The 22,827-nt window shown below is 39.9% G+C and carries 30 protein-coding genes and 1 pseudogene; 18 read left to right on the forward strand and 13 right to left on the reverse strand.

What is annotated here, in order from left to right:
• The first annotated feature begins 18 nt into the window (after positions 1-18).
• The 5 genes from KV40_RS23505 (at position 19) to KV40_RS23530 (ending at position 3,867) form a co-directional block, all read left to right on the forward strand.
• Positions 19-777 carry a phosphoribosyltransferase gene (locus KV40_RS23505; protein ID WP_036486579.1) on the forward strand — a complete coding sequence of 253 codons (759 nt, stop codon included), beginning with the start codon at positions 19-21 and terminating at the stop codon, positions 775-777.
• A complete protein-coding gene (gene ftsH / locus KV40_RS23510; protein WP_036486580.1) occupies positions 755-2,695 on the forward strand; it encodes an ATP-dependent zinc metalloprotease FtsH in 1,941 nt (646 codons plus the stop codon). The genes KV40_RS23505 and ftsH overlap by 23 nt, the downstream gene beginning before the upstream one ends.
• A gap of 2 nt (positions 2,696-2,697) precedes the next feature.
• Positions 2,698-2,991, forward strand: a complete 294-nt coding sequence (locus tag KV40_RS23515) for a hypothetical protein (protein ID WP_072013886.1) — start codon at positions 2,698-2,700, stop codon at positions 2,989-2,991.
• 118 nt (positions 2,992-3,109) lie between these two features.
• Entirely contained in the window at positions 3,110-3,316 is a 207-nt protein-coding gene (locus KV40_RS23520; RefSeq protein ID WP_156114146.1) for a hypothetical protein, read from the forward strand.
• A 326-nt stretch (positions 3,317-3,642) separates the two neighbouring features.
• Positions 3,643-3,867: a DUF1830 domain-containing protein gene (locus KV40_RS23530; protein ID WP_052055877.1), complete on the forward strand. Its 225-nt coding sequence runs from the start codon at positions 3,643-3,645 to the stop codon at positions 3,865-3,867.
• 388 nt (positions 3,868-4,255) lie between these two features.
• On the opposite strand, the gene KV40_RS36340 is transcribed toward KV40_RS23530, so the two are convergent.
• From KV40_RS36340 to KV40_RS34310, 4 genes are all read right to left on the reverse strand, one after another.
• A complete protein-coding gene (locus KV40_RS36340) occupies positions 4,256-4,732 on the reverse strand; it encodes a cytochrome P450 (RefSeq protein WP_371260826.1) in 477 nt (158 codons plus the stop codon).
• Complete coding sequence (locus KV40_RS23540) at positions 4,687-5,409, reverse strand: alpha/beta fold hydrolase (protein WP_036486583.1); 723 nt, start codon at positions 5,407-5,409, stop codon at positions 4,687-4,689. Before KV40_RS23540 ends, KV40_RS36340 begins: the two co-directional genes overlap by 46 nt.
• Before the next feature lie 4 nt (positions 5,410-5,413).
• Positions 5,414-5,656, reverse strand: coding sequence for a hypothetical protein (locus KV40_RS23545; RefSeq protein WP_036486584.1), 243 nt, complete (start codon positions 5,654-5,656; stop codon positions 5,414-5,416).
• Between the two features lie 90 nt (positions 5,657-5,746).
• Entirely contained in the window at positions 5,747-6,043 is a 297-nt protein-coding gene (locus KV40_RS34310; RefSeq protein ID WP_052055879.1) for a GerMN domain-containing protein, read from the reverse strand.
• A gap of 35 nt (positions 6,044-6,078) precedes the next feature.
• On the opposite strand from KV40_RS34310, the gene KV40_RS35200 reads away from it, so the two are divergent.
• On the forward strand, positions 6,079-6,243 hold the full coding sequence (locus tag KV40_RS35200) for a hypothetical protein (protein WP_156114148.1): 165 nt from the start codon (positions 6,079-6,081) through the stop codon (positions 6,241-6,243).
• On the opposite strand, the gene KV40_RS35205 is transcribed toward KV40_RS35200, so the two are convergent.
• From KV40_RS35205 to KV40_RS23560, 3 genes are all read right to left on the reverse strand, one after another.
• Positions 6,233-6,382 (reverse strand): hypothetical protein, encoded by a 150-nt coding sequence (locus tag KV40_RS35205; protein WP_156114149.1) that lies wholly within the window; start codon positions 6,380-6,382, stop codon positions 6,233-6,235. The two genes, KV40_RS35200 and KV40_RS35205, sit on opposite strands and share 11 nt — an antisense overlap.
• Before the next feature lie 249 nt (positions 6,383-6,631).
• Positions 6,632-6,964, reverse strand: a complete 333-nt coding sequence (locus KV40_RS23555; RefSeq protein WP_052055880.1) for an Hsp20/alpha crystallin family protein — start codon at positions 6,962-6,964, stop codon at positions 6,632-6,634.
• 126 nt (positions 6,965-7,090) lie between these two features.
• A complete protein-coding gene (locus tag KV40_RS23560; protein WP_036486585.1) occupies positions 7,091-8,959 on the reverse strand; it encodes a response regulator in 1,869 nt (622 codons plus the stop codon).
• 152 nt (positions 8,960-9,111) lie between these two features.
• Between KV40_RS23560 and KV40_RS23565 the strand changes: the two genes are divergently transcribed.
• The 6 genes from KV40_RS23565 to KV40_RS23590 all read left to right on the forward strand — a co-directional run bounded on the left by KV40_RS23565 (position 9,112) and on the right by KV40_RS23590 (position 14,059).
• Positions 9,112-9,735: a universal stress protein gene (locus KV40_RS23565; RefSeq protein WP_052055881.1), complete on the forward strand. Its 624-nt coding sequence runs from the start codon at positions 9,112-9,114 to the stop codon at positions 9,733-9,735.
• A complete protein-coding gene (locus tag KV40_RS23570) occupies positions 9,725-10,450 on the forward strand; it encodes an MBL fold metallo-hydrolase (RefSeq protein ID WP_036486586.1) in 726 nt (241 codons plus the stop codon). The genes KV40_RS23565 and KV40_RS23570 overlap by 11 nt, the downstream gene beginning before the upstream one ends.
• A 110-nt stretch (positions 10,451-10,560) precedes the next feature.
• Positions 10,561-11,064: a DNA starvation/stationary phase protection protein Dps gene (gene dps, locus KV40_RS23575; protein WP_036486588.1), complete on the forward strand. Its 504-nt coding sequence runs from the start codon at positions 10,561-10,563 to the stop codon at positions 11,062-11,064.
• Between the two features lie 153 nt (positions 11,065-11,217).
• A complete protein-coding gene (locus KV40_RS23580) occupies positions 11,218-11,724 on the forward strand; it encodes a universal stress protein (protein ID WP_036486590.1) in 507 nt (168 codons plus the stop codon).
• Between the two features lie 538 nt (positions 11,725-12,262).
• Complete coding sequence (locus KV40_RS23585) at positions 12,263-12,598, forward strand: 2Fe-2S iron-sulfur cluster-binding protein (RefSeq protein WP_036486592.1); 336 nt, start codon at positions 12,263-12,265, stop codon at positions 12,596-12,598.
• A gap of 57 nt (positions 12,599-12,655) precedes the next feature.
• On the forward strand, positions 12,656-14,059 hold the full coding sequence (locus KV40_RS23590; protein ID WP_216595688.1) for a cation:proton antiporter: 1,404 nt from the start codon (positions 12,656-12,658) through the stop codon (positions 14,057-14,059).
• Positions 14,060-14,159: 100 nt separating this feature from the next.
• Here the strand turns inward: KV40_RS23590 and KV40_RS23595 are convergent, their stop codons facing one another.
• Genes KV40_RS23595 through KV40_RS23605 form a run of 3 tightly spaced genes read right to left on the reverse strand, consistent with a single transcriptional unit; the run spans position 14,160 to position 15,750 of the window.
• Positions 14,160-14,600: an OsmC family protein gene (locus KV40_RS23595; protein ID WP_036486594.1), complete on the reverse strand. Its 441-nt coding sequence runs from the start codon at positions 14,598-14,600 to the stop codon at positions 14,160-14,162.
• Between the two features lie 38 nt (positions 14,601-14,638).
• Positions 14,639-15,487, reverse strand: a complete 849-nt coding sequence (locus tag KV40_RS23600; RefSeq protein WP_072013741.1) for an IS630 family transposase — start codon at positions 15,485-15,487, stop codon at positions 14,639-14,641.
• On the reverse strand, positions 15,472-15,750 hold the full coding sequence (locus KV40_RS23605) for a helix-turn-helix domain-containing protein (protein ID WP_036476788.1): 279 nt from the start codon (positions 15,748-15,750) through the stop codon (positions 15,472-15,474). The genes KV40_RS23600 and KV40_RS23605 overlap by 16 nt, the downstream gene beginning before the upstream one ends.
• A gap of 422 nt (positions 15,751-16,172) precedes the next feature.
• On the opposite strand from KV40_RS23605, the gene KV40_RS23610 reads away from it, so the two are divergent.
• From KV40_RS23610 to KV40_RS23630, 6 genes and pseudogenes are all read left to right on the forward strand, one after another.
• Positions 16,173-16,631, forward strand: coding sequence for a hypothetical protein (locus KV40_RS23610; protein ID WP_036486700.1), 459 nt, complete (start codon positions 16,173-16,175; stop codon positions 16,629-16,631).
• A gap of 392 nt (positions 16,632-17,023) precedes the next feature.
• Positions 17,024-17,246: pseudogene (locus KV40_RS36800) on the forward strand (Photosystem Q(B) protein 1); the annotation flags it as partial.
• A gap of 240 nt (positions 17,247-17,486) precedes the next feature.
• Entirely contained in the window at positions 17,487-17,945 is a 459-nt protein-coding gene (locus KV40_RS23615; RefSeq protein WP_072013889.1) for a NifB/NifX family molybdenum-iron cluster-binding protein, read from the forward strand.
• Positions 17,946-17,962: 17 nt separating this feature from the next.
• On the forward strand, positions 17,963-18,418 hold the full coding sequence (locus KV40_RS23620; protein ID WP_036486596.1) for a DUF4079 domain-containing protein: 456 nt from the start codon (positions 17,963-17,965) through the stop codon (positions 18,416-18,418).
• A 168-nt stretch (positions 18,419-18,586) separates the two neighbouring features.
• Positions 18,587-19,282: a class I SAM-dependent methyltransferase gene (locus KV40_RS23625; RefSeq protein ID WP_036486598.1), complete on the forward strand. Its 696-nt coding sequence runs from the start codon at positions 18,587-18,589 to the stop codon at positions 19,280-19,282.
• 228 nt (positions 19,283-19,510) lie between these two features.
• Positions 19,511-19,738 carry a rhodanese-like domain-containing protein gene (locus tag KV40_RS23630; RefSeq protein WP_216595689.1) on the forward strand — a complete coding sequence of 76 codons (228 nt, stop codon included), beginning with the start codon at positions 19,511-19,513 and terminating at the stop codon, positions 19,736-19,738.
• Here the strand turns inward: KV40_RS23630 and KV40_RS23635 are convergent.
• The 3 genes from KV40_RS23635 to KV40_RS23645 all read right to left on the reverse strand — a co-directional run bounded on the left by KV40_RS23635 (position 19,731) and on the right by KV40_RS23645 (position 22,673).
• Entirely contained in the window at positions 19,731-19,988 is a 258-nt protein-coding gene (locus KV40_RS23635; protein ID WP_216595690.1) for a hypothetical protein, read from the reverse strand. The genes KV40_RS23630 and KV40_RS23635 overlap by 8 nt on opposite strands.
• Positions 19,989-20,132: 144 nt before the next feature.
• Positions 20,133-21,812: an L-lactate permease gene (locus KV40_RS23640; protein WP_036486602.1), complete on the reverse strand. Its 1,680-nt coding sequence runs from the start codon at positions 21,810-21,812 to the stop codon at positions 20,133-20,135.
• Between the two features lie 225 nt (positions 21,813-22,037).
• The gene (locus tag KV40_RS23645; RefSeq protein ID WP_036486604.1) at positions 22,038-22,673 is read right to left on the reverse strand and encodes an L-threonylcarbamoyladenylate synthase; all 636 of its coding nucleotides are present in this window, start codon (positions 22,671-22,673) and stop codon (positions 22,038-22,040) included.
• Positions 22,674-22,827 lie beyond the last annotated feature (154 nt).

The following is a 22,827-nucleotide window of genomic DNA, read 5'->3' on the forward strand; positions in this document are numbered from 1 at the left end:
TTGAGATTGGTAAAAATTATGAACCGAGTTTTTTCTAATAGACAAGAAGCGGGACAAAGATTAGCCCAAAAACTTACCGCCTACGCTAATCATCCTCAAGCAATAGTATTGGGAATACCTCGTGGTGGCGTACCTGTGGCGTATAAAATTGCCAATACTTTAAATCTCCCTTTAGATGTTTGTTTGGTTAAAAAACTATGTCTGACTGAAGATCCACAAACAGCTATAGGTGCAATTGCCGAAGATGCACTGTTACCCAACTACAGCAGCATCACTATTATTCCTCAAAACACGGCTCAACACGGACTCAATCCAGAAGAGGTTAAAGCGATGAGTATAAAGGCATGGCTTCGCTATGCTGCTCGTGAAAAAGCAGAATTAAGTTGGCGAGATAGTTGTTATCTGAAATTTCGTCCCATGCTAAGAGTTTCTCAGCGTACTGTTATCGTCGTTGATGATGGCATTGCTACGGGTCAAACTATGCAGGCTGCGGTCGCTGTTTTAAAAAGACATAAGCCAGAGAAAATTATCATTGCTACTCCCATAGCATCAAAGTCAGCTATAGAACAATTAGCAACTCAAGTAGACGATCTTATCTGCTTGATGAAACCCAAATATTTAGGTGCAGTAGATCTTTGGTATCAAGATTTTACTCAAACAACAGATCGAGAAGTGTGCGATTTACTTTCTCAAATGTCTTACAAGACTTTAGCAAGGTCTTATTCATTACCAAGTTTCATTAAGGATAATAGAAATGCCCGAACACGAACCTCATAAAACACCGCGATTGAGTCAATGGCAATTGACTTTGATTGTGAGTGCGCTCTGCTTGATTTTATTTAGTTTATTCCCGACTCCAACATCATCACCAAAGTCTCAATCTTACAGTGAATTTATCGACTTAGTAGAAAGCGATCGCGTCGAGCGAGTGATTATTAGCCCAGATCGCCTCAAATATACTCTCAAATCAGAAGGATTTGCCGACAACTCGGAGCAGGTTTTTACTACAGTTCCAGTGACTCAAGATACAGAGTTACCGAAGATTTTACGTCAACATCAAGTAGAATTTTCCGCAACACCTTCCAACAGCGGTACTTGGTTTTGGGGTTTTATACAACTATTATTTTTCCTCTTTTTGATAGTCAATTTGGGTGGTTTGTTATTCGCTCGCAATCGACAAGGTACGGCGAGCCCTTTTGCTATTGGTCGCAGCAACGCTCGTATTTACTCCGAAGGAAGCATGGACGTTACCTTTGATGATGTAGCGGGAGTCGATGAGGCGAAGACAGAACTTTATGAAATTGTCGATTTTTTACAAAACAAAACCAAATACGCTCTTGTAGGAGCGAAAATACCTAAAGGTGTGTTGTTAGTAGGACCTCCAGGGACGGGTAAGACTTTATTGGCAAAAGCGATCGCTGGTGAAGCTGGTGTTCCTTTTTTCAGTATTTCTGGCTCGGAATTTATCGAAATGTTTGTCGGAGTTGGTGCGTCGCGAGTGCGGGATTTATTCGATCGCGCTAAAAAACAAGCCCCTGCCATTGTCTTTATCGACGAACTAGATGCCTTGGGTAAGTCTCGCGCGGGTGGTGGAGCTTTTATGGGTGGTAACGACGAACGAGAGCAGACACTCAATCAACTACTGGCAGAAATGGATGGGTTTGAACCCAATGCAGGAGTAATTCTGCTGGCTGCTACTAACCGCCCTGAAGTTCTCGACCCTGCTTTATTACGTCCTGGTCGTTTTGACCGTCAGATTGTGGTCGATCGCCCTGATAAGTCGGGAAGACTAGCAATATTAGAAGTTCACGCTAGAAATGTTAGTTTAGCCGAAGACGTGGATTTAGATAAACTCGCCGCTCGTACTCCTGGTTTTGCTGGGGCAGATTTGGCTAACTTAATCAATGAATCCGCGCTACTGGCTGCTCGAAATAATCGCTATGCGGTAACTATGGCAGATTTTAATGAGGCTACTGAAAGAATCCTGACGGGATTGGAGAAAAAATCGCGGGTACTCAATGAGACTGAAAAGAAAACCGTTGCCCATCATGAGGTAGGTCATGCCATTGTCGGTTTCTTGATGCCTGGTACGGATAAGATTGAAAAGATTTCGATCGTTCCTCGTGGTATTGGTGCATTGGGCTATACCCTACAGCTACCAGAAGAAGATCGTTTCTTAGCGATCGAAGACGAAATTCGCGGTCGTATTGCCACACTTCTAGGAGGACGTGCTGCTGAAGAATTAATCTTTGGCAAGGTATCTACGGGAGCTAGTGACGATATTCAAAAAGCCACTGAGTTGGCTGAAAGATATGTAACTCTCTATGGCATGAGCGATCGCTTGGGTCCGATAGCTTTTGAAAAAGTACAGCAACAGTATCTTGAGGGTATGACTAATCCTCGCCGTCAGATTAGCCCAAAAATTGCTGAAGAAATCGACCTGGAAGTAAAAGCAGTAATTGATGGCGCGCATCAGACCGCTAAAACTATTCTTTGGGAAAACCGCGAACTATTGACCGCATTAGCTCAAATTCTTTTAAAACAAGAAGTTTTAGAAGCAGGACAACTGCGATCGCATCTGGGTCAAGCTCAAAGAAATGAAGGGGTAGATCGATGGTTGCAAACAGGAAAGTTAGCCCAAAATAATTTACTCGCTCCTGCCTTATCTAATAATGGAAAAACCTTGAAGAGGTAGACATGATGGAATTACATACAGCTAAAATCGAACAAATCGCTGCACAGTTACTAGCAGGTATGCTGGCAAATCCTGAGATTTATAGTCTCTATCCTAGGGTAAATAAAATTCATTGTCTCGATCCTGCTGCTAAGAAAGAAGTTAGTAAAGGACAACAAGAAGAAGAATTAATCTTGAAGGCGATAGCTATGGCAGAAACTCTTGTCACCAAAGTCGAAACCCAAATTAAACACCACGAGCGTTTCTCTTCTCCCACCATACCTATGGCGATCGATCCCATTCCCCATAAGGTCTAAATTATCTGCCTAATGTATAGGCGATTGGCTCCAACTTACAAGACTAAACTTTTTACACACTAACCCACGACTTCAGCGTTAGATTGGATTTTATCCAATTACTTATCAGGAGCAAGCAATGATGAAATTTCATCTTTGGAAATTTTTGGCTTTATTATTAACAGGTTTTTTGCTGTTTTCCACACCCCAAAAAATTAATCGCTTTACCGTGCCCGAGCCAGTTACTCATCAGCTTGAAGAAGCTCCCAAACAAATACACGATTGGCGACAAAATACGTTCGCTTTTCATACACAACAAAGGACAAATTTAATATGGCGATCGTAAATCTTTTTATGGCAATACTAATATTATTAATTTTGACTTGTATTTTCTGTTTGATATTGACTACAGATTTAGGCTTTGGTCCAGTAGCTAACGTTGCTTTGTACTTAGGCGGTGTAGTTTTGATAGGTTGGGCGACTGTAACTTCTTTGAATATCTTTAACGATTGAGCGTGGGGGCGATCGTTAAATTTATTATCCGATATTTTTCTAGTTCCTCATAAGTTCTTCAAATCCTACCACTATGATATGTACTAAATAAAAGTAATTTTTTTTTAAAATAAAGTTATGCCCCTAAGCGATCGAATAGCAACTGCAAGATTATCAACTATGTTATGTTACTACATTAATTCTACCAATAAAATTCAGCTTATTCGAGTAATCAAAGATCGCTGCCTGAGCTTGGAAAAAATTGTCTTTCCTCAACAAAGAATTTTGTTTGAAGCAATGCCAGAAGGTCAGTTAGAAATTTACTATAGTCAAGGAAAAAATCCAAAAATTGCTCAAACTATTCCTTGCCAAAATCTAAAAGTTAACTGTCCGACGGTCACTTAGAATAAATCTAGTCAAAATAATCATGAACTCTTTCACTATTTGTCCTTGCTGCTCGAATATTATGCTACATCATCTTAGCAATCATAGGGAATACTGGTTTTGCCGTAACTGTTGGCAAGAAATGCCAAAACTTGAAAGTGTTAACCCAAAAAAATATCATCGACAAAACCAAATTGTAAAATTATCAAAAGATTGGTTAAAGCATAAAAAAACAGTCCCAGCCTAAAACCGAAAAATTAAGGTAAGTAGCTGAGACAAATTAAATATAAAATAGTAAGTCTTTACCAATTTTCGAGAATTGTTATTAGTTATGTGCTACGATATTGCTAATTACAAAACCGCTTTTGGGAATAGTTGGCATCTTAGACAAACTAATCTCTAAATTTTGTTATAGTAGATCGTATTTTAGAGATTGGGTGAGAAAATTAAGGGTTACTTTCATTAGTGCGATCGTAATCCATTCTCCAGGACAACGATGATTGATGTAATAATCTCCACCCCTTTGAGGAATCAAATTGAAACGACTTCCATTCCAGTCGCGAAATCGTTCGGAAAAGAATACTTCTGGGTTTGACCATAGTTGCGGATCGTGGTTTGTGCCATATAAATCGAGCAGCACCCTTGTCTCTTGAGTGAAATGATATTCGTGCCAATCAAAATCGTGGCTAACTATAGCTGCTGCAAAAGGAAAGAAAGGATAAAATCTTCGTACCTCTTGCACGAACCATTCACAGTAATCCTCGCCATCATGTTGCAGTTTTTGCCGGCATTGAGGATGTTCGTGTAGTGCTAAGGCAGCAAAAGTAGCGTATCTGGCGACTAATATTGATTCGCATTTGACACTGCATCCAAAATAGCAGCTAATTTTTTAGGTACAGATAGATAGGGGCAATGTCCACTTGCCAATTCAATTGCTTTAACTCCAAGAAACTTACGTGCTGCTCTTCGAGACCAGATTGGATTTATTGTTCGATCGCGATCGCAAGCTATATAAGAGTGAGATACATTACTAGGATAGTCTGTTAGCGGAAACACTTCATTCATTGCTGCCTCAGCATTCGTCAGTTGTCTGGTAGTAAACCCCCACTCAGCAACTTCTGGTGTACAGTCATGAAATAGAAAGTGCAGGGCTAACTCATAATCCTCGACTGGGCATTTTCCCGCTCCTATTACTGATGTCCAAGCTTCTGACCAGTCTGGAACGAACATATCTGGGCTTTCATCGAATAGCTGCTCGGCAATACTCGTTTCTACTTTAGGAATGAAAGAAGCAAGATACACCAGATGCTGAACCGATCGTAAGCTGGCAACCAGAGGCAGAAAGATGCCACTAAATGAGTGTCCGACTAAAATTACACTTTCCTCTATTGTTTCAAGTTGTTCGGTGATTATCTCTGCATACAGCATTCCACCAGCATTTTGTCGATCGCTCGGTAAATCTATTTTAACTGCTTGGTGATTTAGTTTTTCTAACTCAGGAATTAATAAATTCCAGCACTCGGAGTTTTGGGTTGAACCATGTATTAAGCAAAATATGCTCATTGTTTTACTTTACCAAAGCGCGATTGCCTTTATTTTCTATTTTTTTGGATCGATTTTCCGCAGCTAATCCAGGTAGAAAAAGTGCGACGTAAAGCCATGTTAGGTGGAACAGGTAGATATCCACCACTAGAAGCAAATAGAGATCGTACAGATCGATCGCAGTTGCTACTACTACGTTATCGTTTCCTACCAAATAAGACAGTTGGGTGATACCTTCAACGTTTATCTGTTCTAAAACCAATGTCATGGTGTTTTCTTGACTCCTGTAACTTATTTAGCTGGTTGATAATAGCTGACGTATTGCTTAAAAATTGACGTAACACGGTGAGGGGATGATTCAGTTTGAATAACTATGCAAATCAAAGAGAAAATCCCTAGTAAATTTTTCTCTTGTGAGAGGATATTCTAAGAGCAATCCTAGATGCGGACTAGTCCTTTCTCCTCCGAGTGGATAGTCTTCATTTAGAGGTTGTCCTTCAATTGACAAGAAAACTGATGCTCCCCGATTAATGCTGGTAGCAGTATAAAGAACTTGAGCAACGCGATAAATCATCGAACTACTACCTCTTCCTTGAGTAAATTCCTGAGATAAATTTACATAGATGTTGTTGGCGGTTATATGCAGATCGAGCAACCGAGTTGGTTGAGGAATTGTAGTAGTAAACCTTAATGGCGATTGCGGTTGCGCAGCAAGTCGGAGACTCAGCTAGCCGAAGGCATCGCTCTAACAGCTGGTGGAAAGCTTCTTTTAGAGCAGCCTCTAGAGATGTTGTAGTAGTAGAGATAGTTTTTGGTGTTAACCTGATGCGTTTATCGGTTATTTCTAACCAGTAAAGTTGAGGACTAAATTAGCTATCTGTAATTCTACAGTAGAAGACGAATCGGTAACGGTGGGAAACATAGCTCTTTTCAAAGCCCAGACAGCAGTAATTTCGGCTATTCCAATTAACAATAAAGAAGACGAGCGACCCACAGACACTATCGCGTCAAAGTCTGCTTCGCAAACGCTTGGGCGTAAGCTCTGTTCGCCAAAAGGCGCAAGACAAAGGGTTTGGCCGCATGTATGCGCGAGAATGCCTTTAGTATTAATTTTGAATTAGGCGATTTACTACGTACATTCACAAAATATTCTCTTCAAACCCAGAACTTAAAACAGCGAACAGTGAACATTGCTAAATGCTAAATGTTGAAACCCCACCGTTAACTATTGATTCAAAACCGATTAAAACTTAACTGCACTTGCTACTCCTAGCTTTGGCATGGTTATAGTTAGCACTCCATCAATCAATTCGGCTGTAGCTTTTTCGGGTTGAATGGCTACGGGTAAAGAAGTATTACATTTAATCTCCCCATAATGAAATTGAGAAGGAATTACTTCTTTTTCGTCTGTGGACTTATCTGGGTCGCAAATTCCCGAAATTGAAACAGAGCTAACTTTGGCATTAATCATCAAATCTTCGATTTTAACTCCTGGAAGTTCAGCCTTAAGAATTAACTCTTCATCGGTTTCGTTGAATTCAATGTTTGGACACCAAGTTTTATTTTGTTCGCTCATTAATAATCCCTCCTAGTAATTCTAGGAAAATGAGTTTTCTTTGCTAGTTTTAGATTAAGCAAAAGTTTTGAGGAACTTATGAGCAAAATAAATCGAGTCAGTGGTAAAGGACGGGGCGCGCAGAAGTCAGGGGTTAGAAGTTTTAGATTGAATTGTGCGGATTCGTGATAGGCGATTGAGGATGCGAGTAGCTAATTGTGTTCCCGTAACTGGTTTGCTGATGTAATCGTCCGCACCGATATAAAATGCTCTCTCCTGAGTTTGCAAGTCTTGATGAGCGGTGAGAAACAGAACGGGTAAATGACTCCAATTGCGATCGCTTCGTAGCATACGACATAATTCAATGCCATCTACATCTGGCATTTCTATATCTAATATCAGTAGGTCGGGTGAAGTGGCTTGAAGAACTTGCCAAAACTGATGAGGGTCGTTAAGGGTAGTAATTTCAAATCCCCAGGGTTTGAGACTTGTCCGCATTATCTCTAAGAATAAGGAATCATCATCGACAATCGTTATCTTAGCTTCCGCCCCAGAACTTCGCAGCAGTTGGCTTACAGCATCCATTGCCTGAGTTGGAGTCACGGGCTGCACTAATAAGGTATGTTTTTTTCCGCGCATAATTTTAAGACGCTCGGTAAAATTTTTATCGGTGTTAAATAAGGCTGTTTCCGAAACAATTACCACAATGGGCAATAAGGGCATTTGCTGATGTAGTTGTGCTAGTAAATCTAAACTATCTATCGGACTATCTCGATCCGTTTTGGTTCTAATCTGAAATATCCTGAGTAAAACAATTGCAGGGGTATCTCGCTGAATTATTTCTCGTGCTTCTGATGCAGTTGTCGCGATCGCCGTCCGAAAATTATTAGCTGCTGCTTGGGTTGCTAATTGCTGTGTAAAATTGCGGTCGTTGTCCACAATTAATAATAAGGGAGAGGTTTCTAAAACCGAACTAGAACCAGGTTCGTAACGGTCGAATTTATCTCTCAAGTTATTAACTAATTTATTAAAAGGCTCGATTTGTTCTGCCTGGGAAAAAGTTTCAAGAGTCAGAAAATCTTCTAGTTTTCGGGCTAGCTTCGAGCCATCTTCAAACCCCAAACTTCCTAGAGAACCAGCTAATTTGTGGGCTGCTAAGATCGCTTCTGGTTTTAATGCTTTATTGAAATTATCTTCTTTTAAAGCCTTCGCTACATTTTCTAAAACAGCTAGGCGATCGGACATGGCATCTTTGTGTTGCATCCAAATAGCAGCAATTTCAGGATCGGGCGATTGCGCTGCGGAATTAGATTCAGTTTCAGTTTGTTTTTCTGTTGAATCTGGTAGTGGTTTAAGACGATAACCTATGCCATAAACTGTTTCAATCAAATCTTTGGCTGCACCTGCCCCTGTCAATTTTTGACGTAGTGTTTTGATGTGTGTTCTGACTGCTCCCTCCGTGGGCGGTTCTTCAAAACTCCAGAGGCTTTCAATAATTCCATCAAGACTAAAAACGCGCTTATGATTGCGTAAAAATAGCTCTAGTAAAGCATACTCTTTTGCTGTTAAATTTAACGGTTTCTCATCATAGATTACTTCTAAGCTATTGAGATCGAGACTCAAATTACCCCATTTTAATACCGAAGTCAAAGCTTGTGCTTCTCGACGCAGCAAGGCATGAATTCGCACCGTAAGCTCGTCAAAATTAAACGGTTTGACTAAATAATCATCAGCCCCCGCATTAAAACCTTCAACAAGATCGGTGCTGCGATCGCGTGCGGTTAACATCAGAATGGGCATACTATAATCGCGATCGCGAAGTTTTTTACACAGACTGATGCCATCAATTTTTGGCAGCATCACATCTAAAACCACAAAATCGTAGTTGAAAAGCGCAATATATTCCCATGCTTCCTCGCCATCTGTGGCAATATCCACCGCATATCTTTGAGCGATGAGATGGTTAGCGATGGCATCTACCAACACTTCATCATCGTCTACTAATAAAAGTCTCATCTAAAGTTTTGAGCATAATTTGAGGTTTTTCTTTACTCTAGCAAGCTTATTGTAAGTTAATGATGTACGGTCGCTATGTTTTCTAGGAAAAATTTTCCTCATAAGTTCCTCAAATTACTTGCCTATATATTATTTAAGCGAGGTAATCTAAGATGTTTAATAAAATTTTAGTAGCAATAGATCGTTCAACCGTAAGCAGGAATGTTTTTGAAACTGCTGTATCTCTGGCAAAAACAACTGGATCGAGTTTGATGCTGCTGCATATTCTAGCGAATGAAGAAAAGCAAGATCCAACTCTGTTTGTCTACTCTGGTATCAGATACAGCGTAATCAGCGAATCACTCCTCAAAGCGCATGAAGAACAGTGGCAGAAGTTTGAAGAAGAAGGATTAGAATTTTTGCGATCGCTTGTCAAAGAAGCAAGAATAGCAGGAGTTGATGCTGATTTTACCCAATTTTGGGGCAATCCTGGACGCGACATCTGTGACTTAGCTCAAGCATGGTCGGCAGATCTAATCTTGGTTGGTAGCAGAGGTTTGTCTGGTATTAAAAAGATGTTTCTGGGAAGTGTGAGTAATTATGTAACCCATCATGCTCCCTGTTCGGTTTTTATTGTGCATAATACTAACAACCCCTCTCCCTCGGTCAATTATGATTTTCGATCGTTTCAAGACAAGCAACGAGAATTAACTTCTGTAGGGACGTTTCGCGAAACGTCCCTACTTTTAAACAACAAAAAACCCAATCTTTTCGGAGAAATAGGAAATGAATCATAATCAATCTATTTGCAAAGTTTGTGGCTATAACATGATTGGCGATATACCTGATGTTTGTCCGTTTTGCGGAGCAAATCATAATGAGTTTATCTCTTGGAATGAGGCACAGCAGATCTATCGAGTAACACCGTATCGCGTAAATGACTACGTTACGCAGTTGCGATTGGTGCCTCGACTTGGTTTAGAACACGCTGCTTATTGCATTGAAACAGATGATGCTGCTGTCTGGATCGATTGTCCATCGGTGTTCGATCCCGATTTAAAACCAGTAGAAGCCATCTACTTCACCCACAAGGATTTTATAGGTGCATCCAACCAGTATCGTGAAGCCTGGGATACGAAAGTTTACCTGCACGCTCTCGATGCTAAACATCCACTTGTCAGACAATTTCCAGTCGATCGAAAGTTTAAGGGTGACTTTAGCGAGCATGGTATTGAAGCTTTCCATATAGGCGGACATACGCCAGGTTTTACTCTGTACATCTATGACAAGGTGTTGTTTATTTGCGACTATGCCTTTCCTCCAGGGTCTAAGATGCGATTTAACCCTTTTGGACCGCAAGACGAGACACGTAAACGTGCAGCACGGATATTAGAAATTATTGACGAGCGATCGCTTTTAACGGTTTGCGGATATAACTATGTTACAGAATTTGATAGCTGGCTTGAGAATTTCCAGCATTTAGTTGAGGAGAATTCTCGCACAGTAGCTTAGAGAAATTGAGGAGACTAAAACGAATTTGTCGCCATGATGGTTTTGAACATTGTTTTTAGCTAATTGACAAATATTGAGGTTTAAATCAAATACAAAGGAGAATCAAACATATGGTATCTACAGTTAACAAAACACAACTCTATTCTAGTAGAATCGATCTAGCAGAAAACACCCGTCTGGAAGTTACTGAAATACTAAATCAAACTCTTGCTGCTACTTTGGATCTAAAAACTCAAACTAAACAAGCACACTGGAACGTCAAAGGTATGGATTTCTACCAACTACACGAACTGTTTGATGAAATGGCAACCGAGTTGGAAGAATATACCGATATGGTGGCAGAAAGAGTAACGGCTTTGGCTGGTACGGCTATGGGAACGGCTCGGATTGCTACTGAGAATTCGATTTTACCCGAATACCCGCTCGATGCAGTTGGTGGTGTAGAACACGTTACCGCTTTAGCAGACCGCTACGGGGCCTATGCCAAACACCTGCGTGATGCGATCGATACTACCGATGAATTAGGCGATGCCGACACTGCCGATTTGTATACCGAAATTTCGCGAACGATCGATAAACGTCTCTGGTTTTTAGAAGCACATTTAATTAAATAGATACGGGAAATCAGCCATAATCGATGGCAATAGTAAAGACTAATGGCGTTGTTGAATAGGTAATGATTTTGAGCTAATTGTTGGCGAAAAATATAGATCTTAAATCTTAAAAATATTGGATACCATTACCAAATCAGCAACGCCAAAATTGAGATGTTTGACAAAATTTTAGTGGCAATAGATCGTTCAACCGCAAGCAGAAATGTTTTTGAAACTGCTGTATCTTTAGCAAAAACGACAGGAGCAAGCTTAATGCTGCTGCACGTTCTATCTAGTGAAGAAAAAGACAATTCAAGTCCGTCTCTTGACTCAAAACGAGAAAGAGATCGCCTAGACTCATCCATTTTAGAAGCTTACGATCGACACTGGCAAGAACTCGAACGGCAACAGCAGCAAAGACTAAAAGTAATGCGATCTTTCGTTAGAGAAGCAACAGCAGTAGGAGTTGACACTGAATTCACCCAAACTTTAGGCGATCCTGGGGAAACTATTTGTAACTTAGCTCAAACATGGTCAGCAGATCTAATCGTGGTTGGTAGCAGAGGTTTAACAGGTATTAATGAGATGTTTCTGGGAAGTGTGAGTAATTATGTAACCCATCATGCTCCCTGTTCGGTTTTTATTGTGCATAAAACTAGCGATTCTGATTTTCGATCGTAAGACTAATTCAGATTATTTCTTGCTCCTCATAAGTTCTTCAAAACTTTTTTCTAATATCTAACTTAGATGACAGTGAACCAAAAAATGTCTGGTTGCGATCGATTTTTTTCTAGGGACTACTTAAATTGTCGGTAGAAGATTTGAATATTTAATAAATGAAAAATTATGCCTACTGTTAGTTATGACTGTGAGAGCATCTCTCGCGGTGTTAATACTTGTAAACCAGTTTGTTATTGGAATTTTTATATAATAGGAGACTTTTTGACATATGTAGTAGCAATTTATTGCTTTTAATTACAGACGTTTTCAATTGAGTAAACTCCGTTTTTAATTAACTAGTTCGTAGCTATTAGCCATTAGCCATTGGCTTTTAGCTTCTGATAAAGTCAAATTTTTGTGGTCTACCCAAATGAAAAGCGCAGTAAATTCAATAGGTAATTAACATAAATACAAAAACAAAAATTAAATATTACCTATACAAAATAAAACAAAACATTGCAAAAAAGAATAAACTAGAGTTTAACAAAAGAGAATTTTTATGACGACTATTACCTTTGTAAAAGAAGATATAGAAGCGATGCCTTCGGATAACTTCGTAATCGCAGCTATAGGTTCTAATTTGCGTGAGAAAGCTGTTCAAAATAAAGTTGATATTTATACTCTGGGAGGTAAACTAAGAAACTGTGGTGGGTATGGACAATGTGGTACTTGCGTGGTTAAAATCGCCGAGGGAATGGAAAACTTGTCCCCAAAAACAGATTTTGAAAAACGTAAATTGAAGAAGAAACCAAATAATTATCGTTTAGCTTGTCAAACTATGGTTAATGGTTCGGTCAAGGTTATAACTAAACCAAAACCTTCTCGAAAGAAATAACAGCCTTGCTGACTTTTGATTCAAAACATCAGCATTTTAATCGAGTAAAAAATAACTGTGATCTATTTAGAATCGATACATCATAATCAATTATCCCCCAATTTTGTATTTTACAATCCATTGCTAGCAACTACACCAAATGCTGAAACCACGTCAATGGTTTTGGCAGGAGTTTTACTGAGTCTTGTCTTTATTTATTTAGCTAGCAAACTAGGAGGAGAACTTTCTAAATTAGTCGATTTACCTCCCGTATTAGGGGAATTAGTTGCGGGTGTAGTAGTCGGAGTTTCGGCTTTGCACCTATTAATATTTCCCGAAACAGGCGCAGTAGCCAGCGATTCGATTGTCATAATTATCTTGCAGCAGATCGCTGGTTTAAATCCTGAAAGTGCCGAGAAAGTGTTTGCTCTCTCTAGTAAGGTAATCTCGATTTTAGCCGAACTTGGAGTAATTATACTTTTATTTGAAATCGGTCTAGAGTCGGATTTAAGAGAATTACAAAAAGTAGGTTCTCAAGCAGCAGTTGTAGCAGTTGTTGGTGTTATTGTTCCTTTTGTCGCAGCTACAGCTGGATTGATGTTGATTTTTGGTCTACCAACTATTCCTGCGGTGTTTGTCGGTGCAGCATTAACTGCTACCTGTATTGGTATAACTTCTAGGCTGCTGTTGCAGTTAGGGCAGCTAAAATCTATCGAAGGTCAAATTATTGTCGGCGCAACGGTAATTGATGATGTTATTGGAATTGTTATTTTAGCAGTTGTGGCATCTTTAGCCAAAACTGGAGATGTCGATCTGCTCAACTTGGTTTACTTAATTATTAGTGCCACTGCTTTTTTATTAGGTTCGGTCTTTTTAGGTAAATTTTTTAACAACAGCTTTATGGCGATTGCCGATAAGTTACAAACTAGAGGTAAGTTAGTTATCCCTGCGTTAACTTTTGCCTTTTTGATGGCGTTTTTAGCTAATACAGTTGGTTTAGAAGCAATTTTGGGTGCTTTTGCTGCTGGTTTGGTATTAGATGAAACTGACAAACGTAAAGAACTAGACCAACAGGTTATTCCGATTGCCGATATTTTAGTACCCATTTTCTTTGTATCTATAGGTGCAAAAGTCAATCTTAGTGTCCTCAATCCTACCAGTTCGGGTAATTTTCAGGGATTGGCGATCGCAGCTTTCTTAATTTTGGTAGCTATTATCGGTAAAACGATCGCTGGTTTTGCTGTTTTTGGCCAAGAAAAAATCAATCGTTTAGCCATTGGCATTGGCATGATTCCTCGTGGTGCAGTTGCCTTAGCCTTTGTTAGTGTTGGTGAGATTAACGGCGTTTTAGATAAACCTTTACAAGCAGCAATCATTATTATGGTAATTCTGTCTACCTTTGTTGCTCCTCCTCTGTTACGTTTTGCTTTTCAACAAGGGGAACAACTGACAGAGAAACCAGACTTAGCTTTGGAAAAATAATTGACATTGCTTGATTATTCTCATCAATTTAAAACCGAATTTAAAAGACCATGTATTTAAATCGCAGACAATTTTTCTTGCTCGGTGGCGCAACATTTAGTTATGCTAAAGAGGCATCTAGTTCGATTTCTACCCCTTGCCGCAGTGCATTAGAGATAACGCAGACTGCCTCAGCTTCTTGTGCTATCTGCTGAAAGGTTTCTGCATTCATATCAGGAACTTGACCTTTGGTTTCAAGATGAATTTTGGTAATCTTAAAACTGCCATCTGCTTGAGATTCTAGTGTGCAGACTGGTCGCGTATCAATGCTAGCTGGCTGATAGCCTTTGTTACTCAGCGTCAGAGCAAACGCCATGCTATAACAGGCGGCATGAGAGGCTGCTAGTAGCTCTTCTGGATTAGTGCCAGGGGAGTCTTCAAAGCGCGTGGTAAAACTGTAAGGCGTTTGTTTTAAAATTCCACTGGTAGTATCGATCCGTCCGTCGCCGCTTTTTAAGTTTCCATTCCAGACGGCGTTAGCTGTCCGATTTATAGTTGCCATAATTTCATGTCCTCCATATTGTTGACATTAAACCGCATCTACTTTGAAAACCGTAGTTTTTCTTCTTCTGGATCGAGGTGTTTTTTAACCCACAAGCGATCGCTTAAAAACAGTGGAGTAGTATTAATTAGATGCTGAAAATCAGCAACAGCAGAAATTAACTCTTGTTGTTGGTCATAACAAACATGATAAGTTATGTCTTCTCTGAGCCATTGCCAAAGATGTTCGACAGGCATAAAATCTGGGCTATAGCCAGGTAATTGTAGAAGATGGATGTCCATTGCTGATGCTGCCTCGGTGACCACTTTAGCACGATGATATGGTGCGCCATCCCAAACCACAGTTATTTGTTGCTGGGGAAATTCGACTCGCAACTTTTTGAGAACATCAATGGTATTAATTTTCTCTGCTTTCTCATAAGGAAAAATTCTGGTTTGCGCCTGATTATAGAGGTAAACACCATAAAAAGAGACTTTCTTTCTTCCAGGAGAACTAGAGCTGACCCAAAACCTTTCTCCCCGAATTGACCAACCGTAACCTTCATCGGTATCTAAATGTATATGGGCTTCATCAATATAGATAATTAATCGCTTTTGATGAAGTGCATCCTCTAATAATTCAGTAATTTGTTCGACAAATTCAGCTCTTTTGGCGGTATTGCCTTTATTAAGCAACTTCTTCGCTTTCTTCCAGGAAAAACCCATCTGCTTAAGAGTTTTTCTGACTGTCTCTCGACAACAATTTATCTTCCACTTCTGTTTCAGCCAGTGGACGAATCTTTTTAACGTCCAACGTGGAAACCCTTGAGATTTCCTCCCTCTTTCTTGTGGTGCTAATGCTGACCTTAAAAGAGCTTTCTGGATTTGATTCCCTAAATCTTTTCGCACCGTTTCGGAAAAAAAGGGTTTCTTCCTCCCGTTCTTTGATACTCGACGGCTTTGAGACCTTCTTGATTATAACGATGCACCCATTCCATTACTGTTTGGGGATTTCTTCGGGTTTGTTCCCCTACCTTTGTAGCACTTTTCCCTTCACTAATTTCATACAATGCCATCAGTCTCTCTCTTGTTCGAGGATGTTTGGCAGCCAATGCCTCTGTTCTTAATAACTCTTTGCTTTGATTCCAACGAGCGTAATCTACTTTTAACATCAAATCGATCTTATTTTTCTTCTCTTAATCAGCCTATTTGATTTTGAGCCAAAACTCCAGTTTTCAAACTGGACGGGGTTTAAATCCAGTTTACTATTTAGGGAAAAAACAGCACGAGCTGCTTGCTAGATTACTGTTGCTCTACTGTTATTTTGAAAAGAATTCTCATCGATTTCTATGAGCTAGCTCAAGGAATGAGATCGAGCATGATTAACTTGAGGCTAAAAAAACAATTTGAGGAATTTGTGAAGAACCGTAATTTATTTAAGAGAACTTGGTTTTGAAGAGATAGATTAAATAATTTCCCTCTGATTATAATCTAGCTCAAGGAAGTCATTCAAAAAATTTGGCAAGATTAAAATGGAATGGAGACAGCGATCGCTCTGTCCCAGATGCAGATTAAGTTTAAGGGGGTAGATAAGATGACACTTAAACTAGAAAAACTTGCCAAAATTTACTTAAATGGGAAACCAGCCGAAATTTCTGACGAAACTCGGCAAGAACTTTGTAATTGGCTTATGGGCGAATTTCAACAGCTTCCGATTAATATCGTTCCTTCTGATTTTGAGCGTTATGAAACCGCTCAAGAAATGTTGGACGACCTGGCTCGCGATCGCCTTTATGTTTCCGCTCAAAGCTACGACACTGAGGTTTATCCTAATCCTTTTTGTGGATTCGCTTTTCAAGCCATTCACGATTACGATCACTACAAAAACAACTCCGACTTTAGTTTAAGCGGAGAAATTGCCTCTTATCGAACTACTGCTAATCGCGCTCCCAGTTTAGAGATTCAGAAAATTCTTTACTCGCAAATCGTTTTGAAAGCTGCTGCTTGGCTCTATCTCGGTCATGAGCCAGAATCCAAAATTGTGTTTGCATAAGAAGCTAATTAGTAAAAAATATAAGCTGTTCGTCATTTAAACTGCATATTATTTAATTAGGCAAAATACAGTTAAACTTTCTCCCCGTCTCCCTTTCTCCCAGTCCCCCCGTCAGCCAAAACAAGCAACTCGCGCATTCCCTTGCGTCAATCGCTGGAGCGATTCGCCAGCGAAGCTGTCGGCAGTCTCCAGCTGCGCCGACGCGGGGTCGCTCGTCAAATTAAATGCGTGAAAGCTTATCTGCCAAGTCGATTTACAATCATTTTAATACCGAGCAATTGTTAGGAAAAATCTTTTTTGTTCCTCATAAGTTCCTCAAAGTTTTTGTTTAGTCTTTATAGTATCGTTTATCTTTTTTGCAAGTATAAGAAAAGACGTAAGTAAAAAACTATAATAGTCGCTCGGTACATTTTCTTTGGGCAGCTTTACCTACTATTGGTATTTGGTTTGCCGTAAGAATCGGCACTATAGCTTTCAACTTCAATGGATTTAATTCTAACCAGTCCATTCTAGATGCTAGCGGTAAAGTCATCCCAACTGATGCCAACCTTGCTTAACCGAGTCAACTTGGGAATTCAAGCAATGGACGCTTCCAATATCCATAAATTTTCTTAAGTTGCTTTAGCTAGCCAGCTATTTAAAATGCATCATTGTTCATAGCGCGATCGCTTCTTGAAGCAGCTTTGAGCCGATAGGCTCTGTGTACCTCACTAAGAGGCTTTTTGAAATGAATTCAAGTCCCTGAAAGCCTCGCTCAAGAACCTACTATATCGCTTTTAACCTAATAGCGATCGCTCAACCTAACTTACTGAGATTATTCAGTAATTACAATTCTCAATAATCAATTTTATTGCCATGAAAATTGCCGTTGCCAGTCAGAATAAAACCAACATCACAAGTCATACAGGGAGATGTAAAAACTTCTGGATTTACGAAGTAAACTCCAAAGAAATTCTTAGCAAAGAGCTTTTGCAGTTGTCCAAAGAAGAAACTTTTTTGAATACTGTTCCTCATATCCCCCAGGCTTTAAATAATATTCAAGTTTTGATTTCTGGAGGAATAGGATGCGGATTGATGAACCGTTTAGAGGATCAGGGAATTGAGGGCATTGTGACTTCAGAAAGAGAACCCGATCTAGCTGTTATTACTTACCTCGAAAATTCTTTAGTCAAAAAACTATCCCAAACTTGCGATCGCCAACGCAGACATAACAGCAAAAGCGATAAGCCTAATGGCATGGCTTCGCTACGCCGTCAAGACCTTTACGGACACGGCTACCACTTGCCAACGATCGACTTAGGCAGAACTGTTTAATTTAAAAGAGGTTTCAAATGTCATTTATCATTACTTGGTCGCAATTTATTCATCCTCTTGTGATATGGATTCTGTTTTTTACTGCTATTTATGCCCTATATCTCGGTTGGCAAATTCGCCATACTCGCAATGCACCAAAAGAAATCCGCAAAGAGTTGGTTAAGAAAAATTTTAGCAACAGACATCATCGAGTCGGTTCAATTTTATTGGCTTTTATGGTGATAGGAGCTTTAGGCGGAATGGCAGTAACTTACATCAATAACGGTAAATTAATAGTCGGACCTCACTTATTGGTGGGTTTGGGTATGGTAGGACTCATTGCGACCTCTGCTTCTTTAGTCCCGTATATGCAAAAAGGAAATGACTTAGCTCGTTATAGTCATATCTCCCTCAACGCGATACTTTTAGCATTATTTAGCTGGCAAGCGATTACTGGAGTGCAGATTGTACAAAAGATAATCGGTAATTTGTAGTTTTTTAGCTTTAATTGGGGCGAAGGAAAAAGCGCAAATCGCCCTAATTATTACTTTGAAATATATTATTCAACAAGTGCAATCCGTAGCTTAGTACGTCAAGTTAACTAACAAAATCTTTGGCATATCTGTAATAAAAGCAAACCCTAAATAAATTTAAAAAATCATATGAATCTATCAACTATTCAAAAACGTTTGTTTGCTTGGGGCATGGGAAAAGCGAATGCTGCCGATGATTACGGGATTAAGCTAATCGATTGCCCTGAGTATGAAAGCTTAGGAGAACTTAAACAAGCACTTTTAGGAAATTTACAGCATAAAGTCTTGGAAATTGGTCCTGGTGCGGGAGCTAATCTGGCTTATTATCCTAATAACATTCACTGGATTGGTGTCGAACCTAATGTCTATATGTATCCTTACTTAAAACGAGAGGCACAACAACAGAAACTCTCGAACATCGAACTGCATCAAGGAACAGCAGAAGACTTACCAGTGGAGAATGAAAGCATCGATACGGTTGTCAGTACCCACGTTCTCTGTTCGGTTAGCCAACTTTACCGTAGCCTTCAAGAAATTAAACGCATCCTCAAACCAGGAGGCGATTTTATCTTCATCGAACACATTGCAGGAGAATGTGGCACTTGGACGCGGAGAGTTCAAGATGGTATCAAACCAGTTTGGAAAACTCTGTTTGATAACTGCCACCCCGACCGCCAAACTGGAGAAATTATTCAACAAATTGGGCTAGAAACCGTTAATTACTATGAGTTTAAACTGGATTTTCCCATTGTCAGTCCTCATATTGCAGGGATAGTTAGGAAAAAAATCAATAACCGAATTTTTAAATATTTCGCACGTTACTAATGAAGCACAATAGATTATCGTAAATATTGCTAATTTCGTCAGATTTTCATTGTCACATCTTGAACTATTATTGATTTTTCGCGATGACATTATTTTGACTCAAATTGCTAAAACTACCTCAAGGCAATGGATTTGAATGCAATTTGTTAGAAGTATAATGCAACTCGCGAAATGTGGGTTTAAAGCAAGACTCAATCGAGATAATTTGCCTATATTTAGGTTGATAAAATGAGAACAGGAGCAATTAATCTTCCGTTGCGAGATATAACTCAAAACCTTGACCAAATTCCTAAAGATCGTCTTGTGGTACTTTACTGTGCGTCGAGTTATCGAACTGCAATGGGCGTTATGGCTCTCCAAATGCTCGGATATACTAATGTCAAAGGTTTTCCTCCTAGGATTGAAGGGGGGAAAGCAGCAGGACAAGAACTAGAATCATCAAAGTTTTTCACCTAGTTGGGCAACAAAATTGCTCGATATTAATCACGGCTTCACCGTGATCGGGAATCCAAGCAGCCCATTCCCAGTTTGATATTTGGCAAAGCAGCAAAGCCTCGTCATGACAGAGAGGACTAAATGATTCTGGTTCTAATAGTTGCACCCAAGTATCTGACTGTGGTTGGGGCATAGCTGTTCTTCCCAGAGTCCGATTGAGAGGAATCGAACACCATTGCACTGTAGATTTTGGCTTACTTGATTTTTGCATCGTCATAATTCTTTCCCAATCGTTAAAAGGTACTCTTACACATAAATTAAAATTGTTTTCTGTATCTAAATTAACAAAATTATCGACATTTTAGCAAAGTCAACGTTTCATAACTTAACTCAGTTACATCGATCGCTTTAAGATTTAAACAATTCTCGGTAGATAGATGGCAATCGCGCCTAAAATACCCGCGACCATCAGATAATAAGTCAGGGGCAATAATACTCTGCGAATTAGCAATCCTTCACAACCGCTTAAGCCCACAGTAGCCGAAGCAGCAACCACATTAGACACACAAATCATGTTACCCGCAGCAGCACCTATCGCTTGTAATGCAGTAACTACCGCTCCCGAAGCACCAATTTTGGTAGCTACTCCAAATTGGAATAGGGAAAACATCATGTTGCTGACGGTGGCACTACCAGCGATAAAAGAACCCATCGCACCAATAATGGGAGCAAAAAACGGGTAGCTAGAATCTGCCAAACTAGCAACACCATCTGCTAGGGTTACAGGCATACTGGCAAGATTGGATTCATTGAAGCCAGAGTTGATAAATACTCTCGCCATCGGTACGGCAGCAGCTAAAACCAGGGCTGTTCCTGTTAAAGTGGAAACTGCATTAACTGTTGCTCGGATCGTTGCTTTTCTCTTCATGCGGTGCAGGAAATAAGTCAGAATTGCCACCAAGATAAATATTGTTCCTGGGAGATAAAGAGGTTGGGAGTTAATCCCTATTTCTGTTCCCAATAAACTAGATGAGTTGACCTTAAGTACTTGAAGCAACCCCTGAAACCGTAAAAATGGCAGTCTAGAGAGCATTAAAAACAAGCCTACTAAGACATAAGGAGTCCAGGCATTTAGTAAACTAAGATCCGATCGCGCTTCATTATCGATCGCTGCAGTCAAGCTGCCCGACCATCCATCCGACCAAGTTTCTCTTGGGGGAAAATCCCAAACTTGTTTTGGAGTTAAAAATCTTTTTTGTGCTGCTGGAACAACAATTGCTAGACCTACCAAGCCACCGATTAATGAAGGAAACTCTGCACCTAAAAAGATTGCTGTCAAAGTCGAAGGAACAGTAAAAGCCAATCCTGCAAATAAGGCAAACCAGCCTACAGCTAATCCTTCTTGCCAGGATTTACGTTCACCATAATAGCGAGTTAAAGTACAGACCATAAATAGGGGAATTAAAGTGCCAATGATGCTATTCAAAACCCCGATCCTAATCACAATTAACTTGAAATACTCTGCGTAGGTAAAACCTTGTTCGGCAATGTAGTTGTTGACTATACTTGCTCCCTCTAACCCCGTATTAATTCCCAATAAAACTGGAATACCTACCGCTCCAAAAACAACAGCGGTACTGTTGGCAATCAAGGCAATGGTAACAGCAGCTAAAGCTGGGAAACCCAAAGCTACTAATAAAGGACCACAGACAGCAGCAGGAGTACCAAAGCCTGATGCACCCTCTAAAAAGCTGCCAAACAGCCAGACGATAATTATTGCCTGAATGCGCCTGTCAGGAGAAACCGCTAATAGTCCGCGTCGAATAGTAGCGATCGCTCCAGATTCTCGTAAAATATTCAACAGCAAGATCGCGCCAAAGATAATGTAGAGAATTTCTGCTGCCATAACTAAGCCTTGGATAGTAGAAGCAGCGATCGCAGCTAAAGGAACTTGCCAGACAAATAGGGCGATCGCACTTGTGACTATGTAGGCTACTGGCATAGCCTGTTTTGCCGAGCGTCTAGCAATTACTAGCAATAAAAAGACCGTTATAATTGGAGCTAAAGCTAGTAAACCATAAACTACAAGTTCCATTTTTGGTACGTGACACCTACGATATTAAATTAATACTTCCCGCAAATTATTAAGCTCTAAGTTATAAGCTCTAAGTCTTTTAATTACTACCTGCGCCAATTGCTTTAAACTCATAGCTTTTGGGTTTAAGACCTCTAGTTTTGAATCAGGAGGGGTGCAAAACCTCAATCACGATTAAGTTTACAGCTTAAAGCAATTGGCTTAAAGCTAGGGCGCAGCCCTTTATTACTTCATCATATGGGAAGGAAGAACGATTTGAGGAAGTAAAGGTCTGAGATCGTCTACGGAAACTGTGCCATAAGTCATAATAGTTGGCACTTCCACGGTAAAATCCACTAAAGTGCCACTTCTGCCATGTTTACTCTCACCACCATCGACAATAAAATCAATTTTGTCGCCAAAAAACTTGGCTGCTAGCTGGGCATTGGTTGCTTGAATGCCTGCAAAAGCGGCAGAAGTTCCCACAATGGGGAAAGGTATTTCCATGATGAGATCGTAAATGAATTTATCTGGACAGGTGACAAAAACAGTTTTAAATCCGTTGGTTACTACCTCAGATAAAGTAGGTTTTGCCCGCATAATCATTGTCACGGGATAGGGGAAATGATTCATCATTTGTAGAGCGGGTCGATCTACTTCCACCACTTGCTCTGCTTTTTCTTTGCAGGTGAATACCCCTAGAGGTTGGAGAGAAGTAAAGGCTTTGATTTGTCTGAGTTGAGTGACAGCCTCGGTATCGTTGCCATTAGCGACCAATGCATAGACGGTATCTGTAGGAAGAATGATGACTTCCCCTGCTTTGAGGCGACTTTTAATTTCGGGGATTAAAGAAGAATTGAGTTTAACTATTTGAGCGTTCATTTGTATCAAAAATTACAGAATTTCAATTGGTAACAGTGTATGTGTTGATAAGGTCATTTTGTCAATAACCAAGCAAACAGATGAGTCACAGATTACTCCGCCGTAAAACGACGGACACATGCGGCGAAACGAATCGCCTTTGTGCTGTGACCGT

The sequence above is a fragment of the Myxosarcina sp. GI1 genome (genome assembly GCF_000756305.1).
GTDB lineage: Bacteria > Cyanobacteriota > Cyanobacteriia > Cyanobacteriales > Xenococcaceae > Myxosarcina.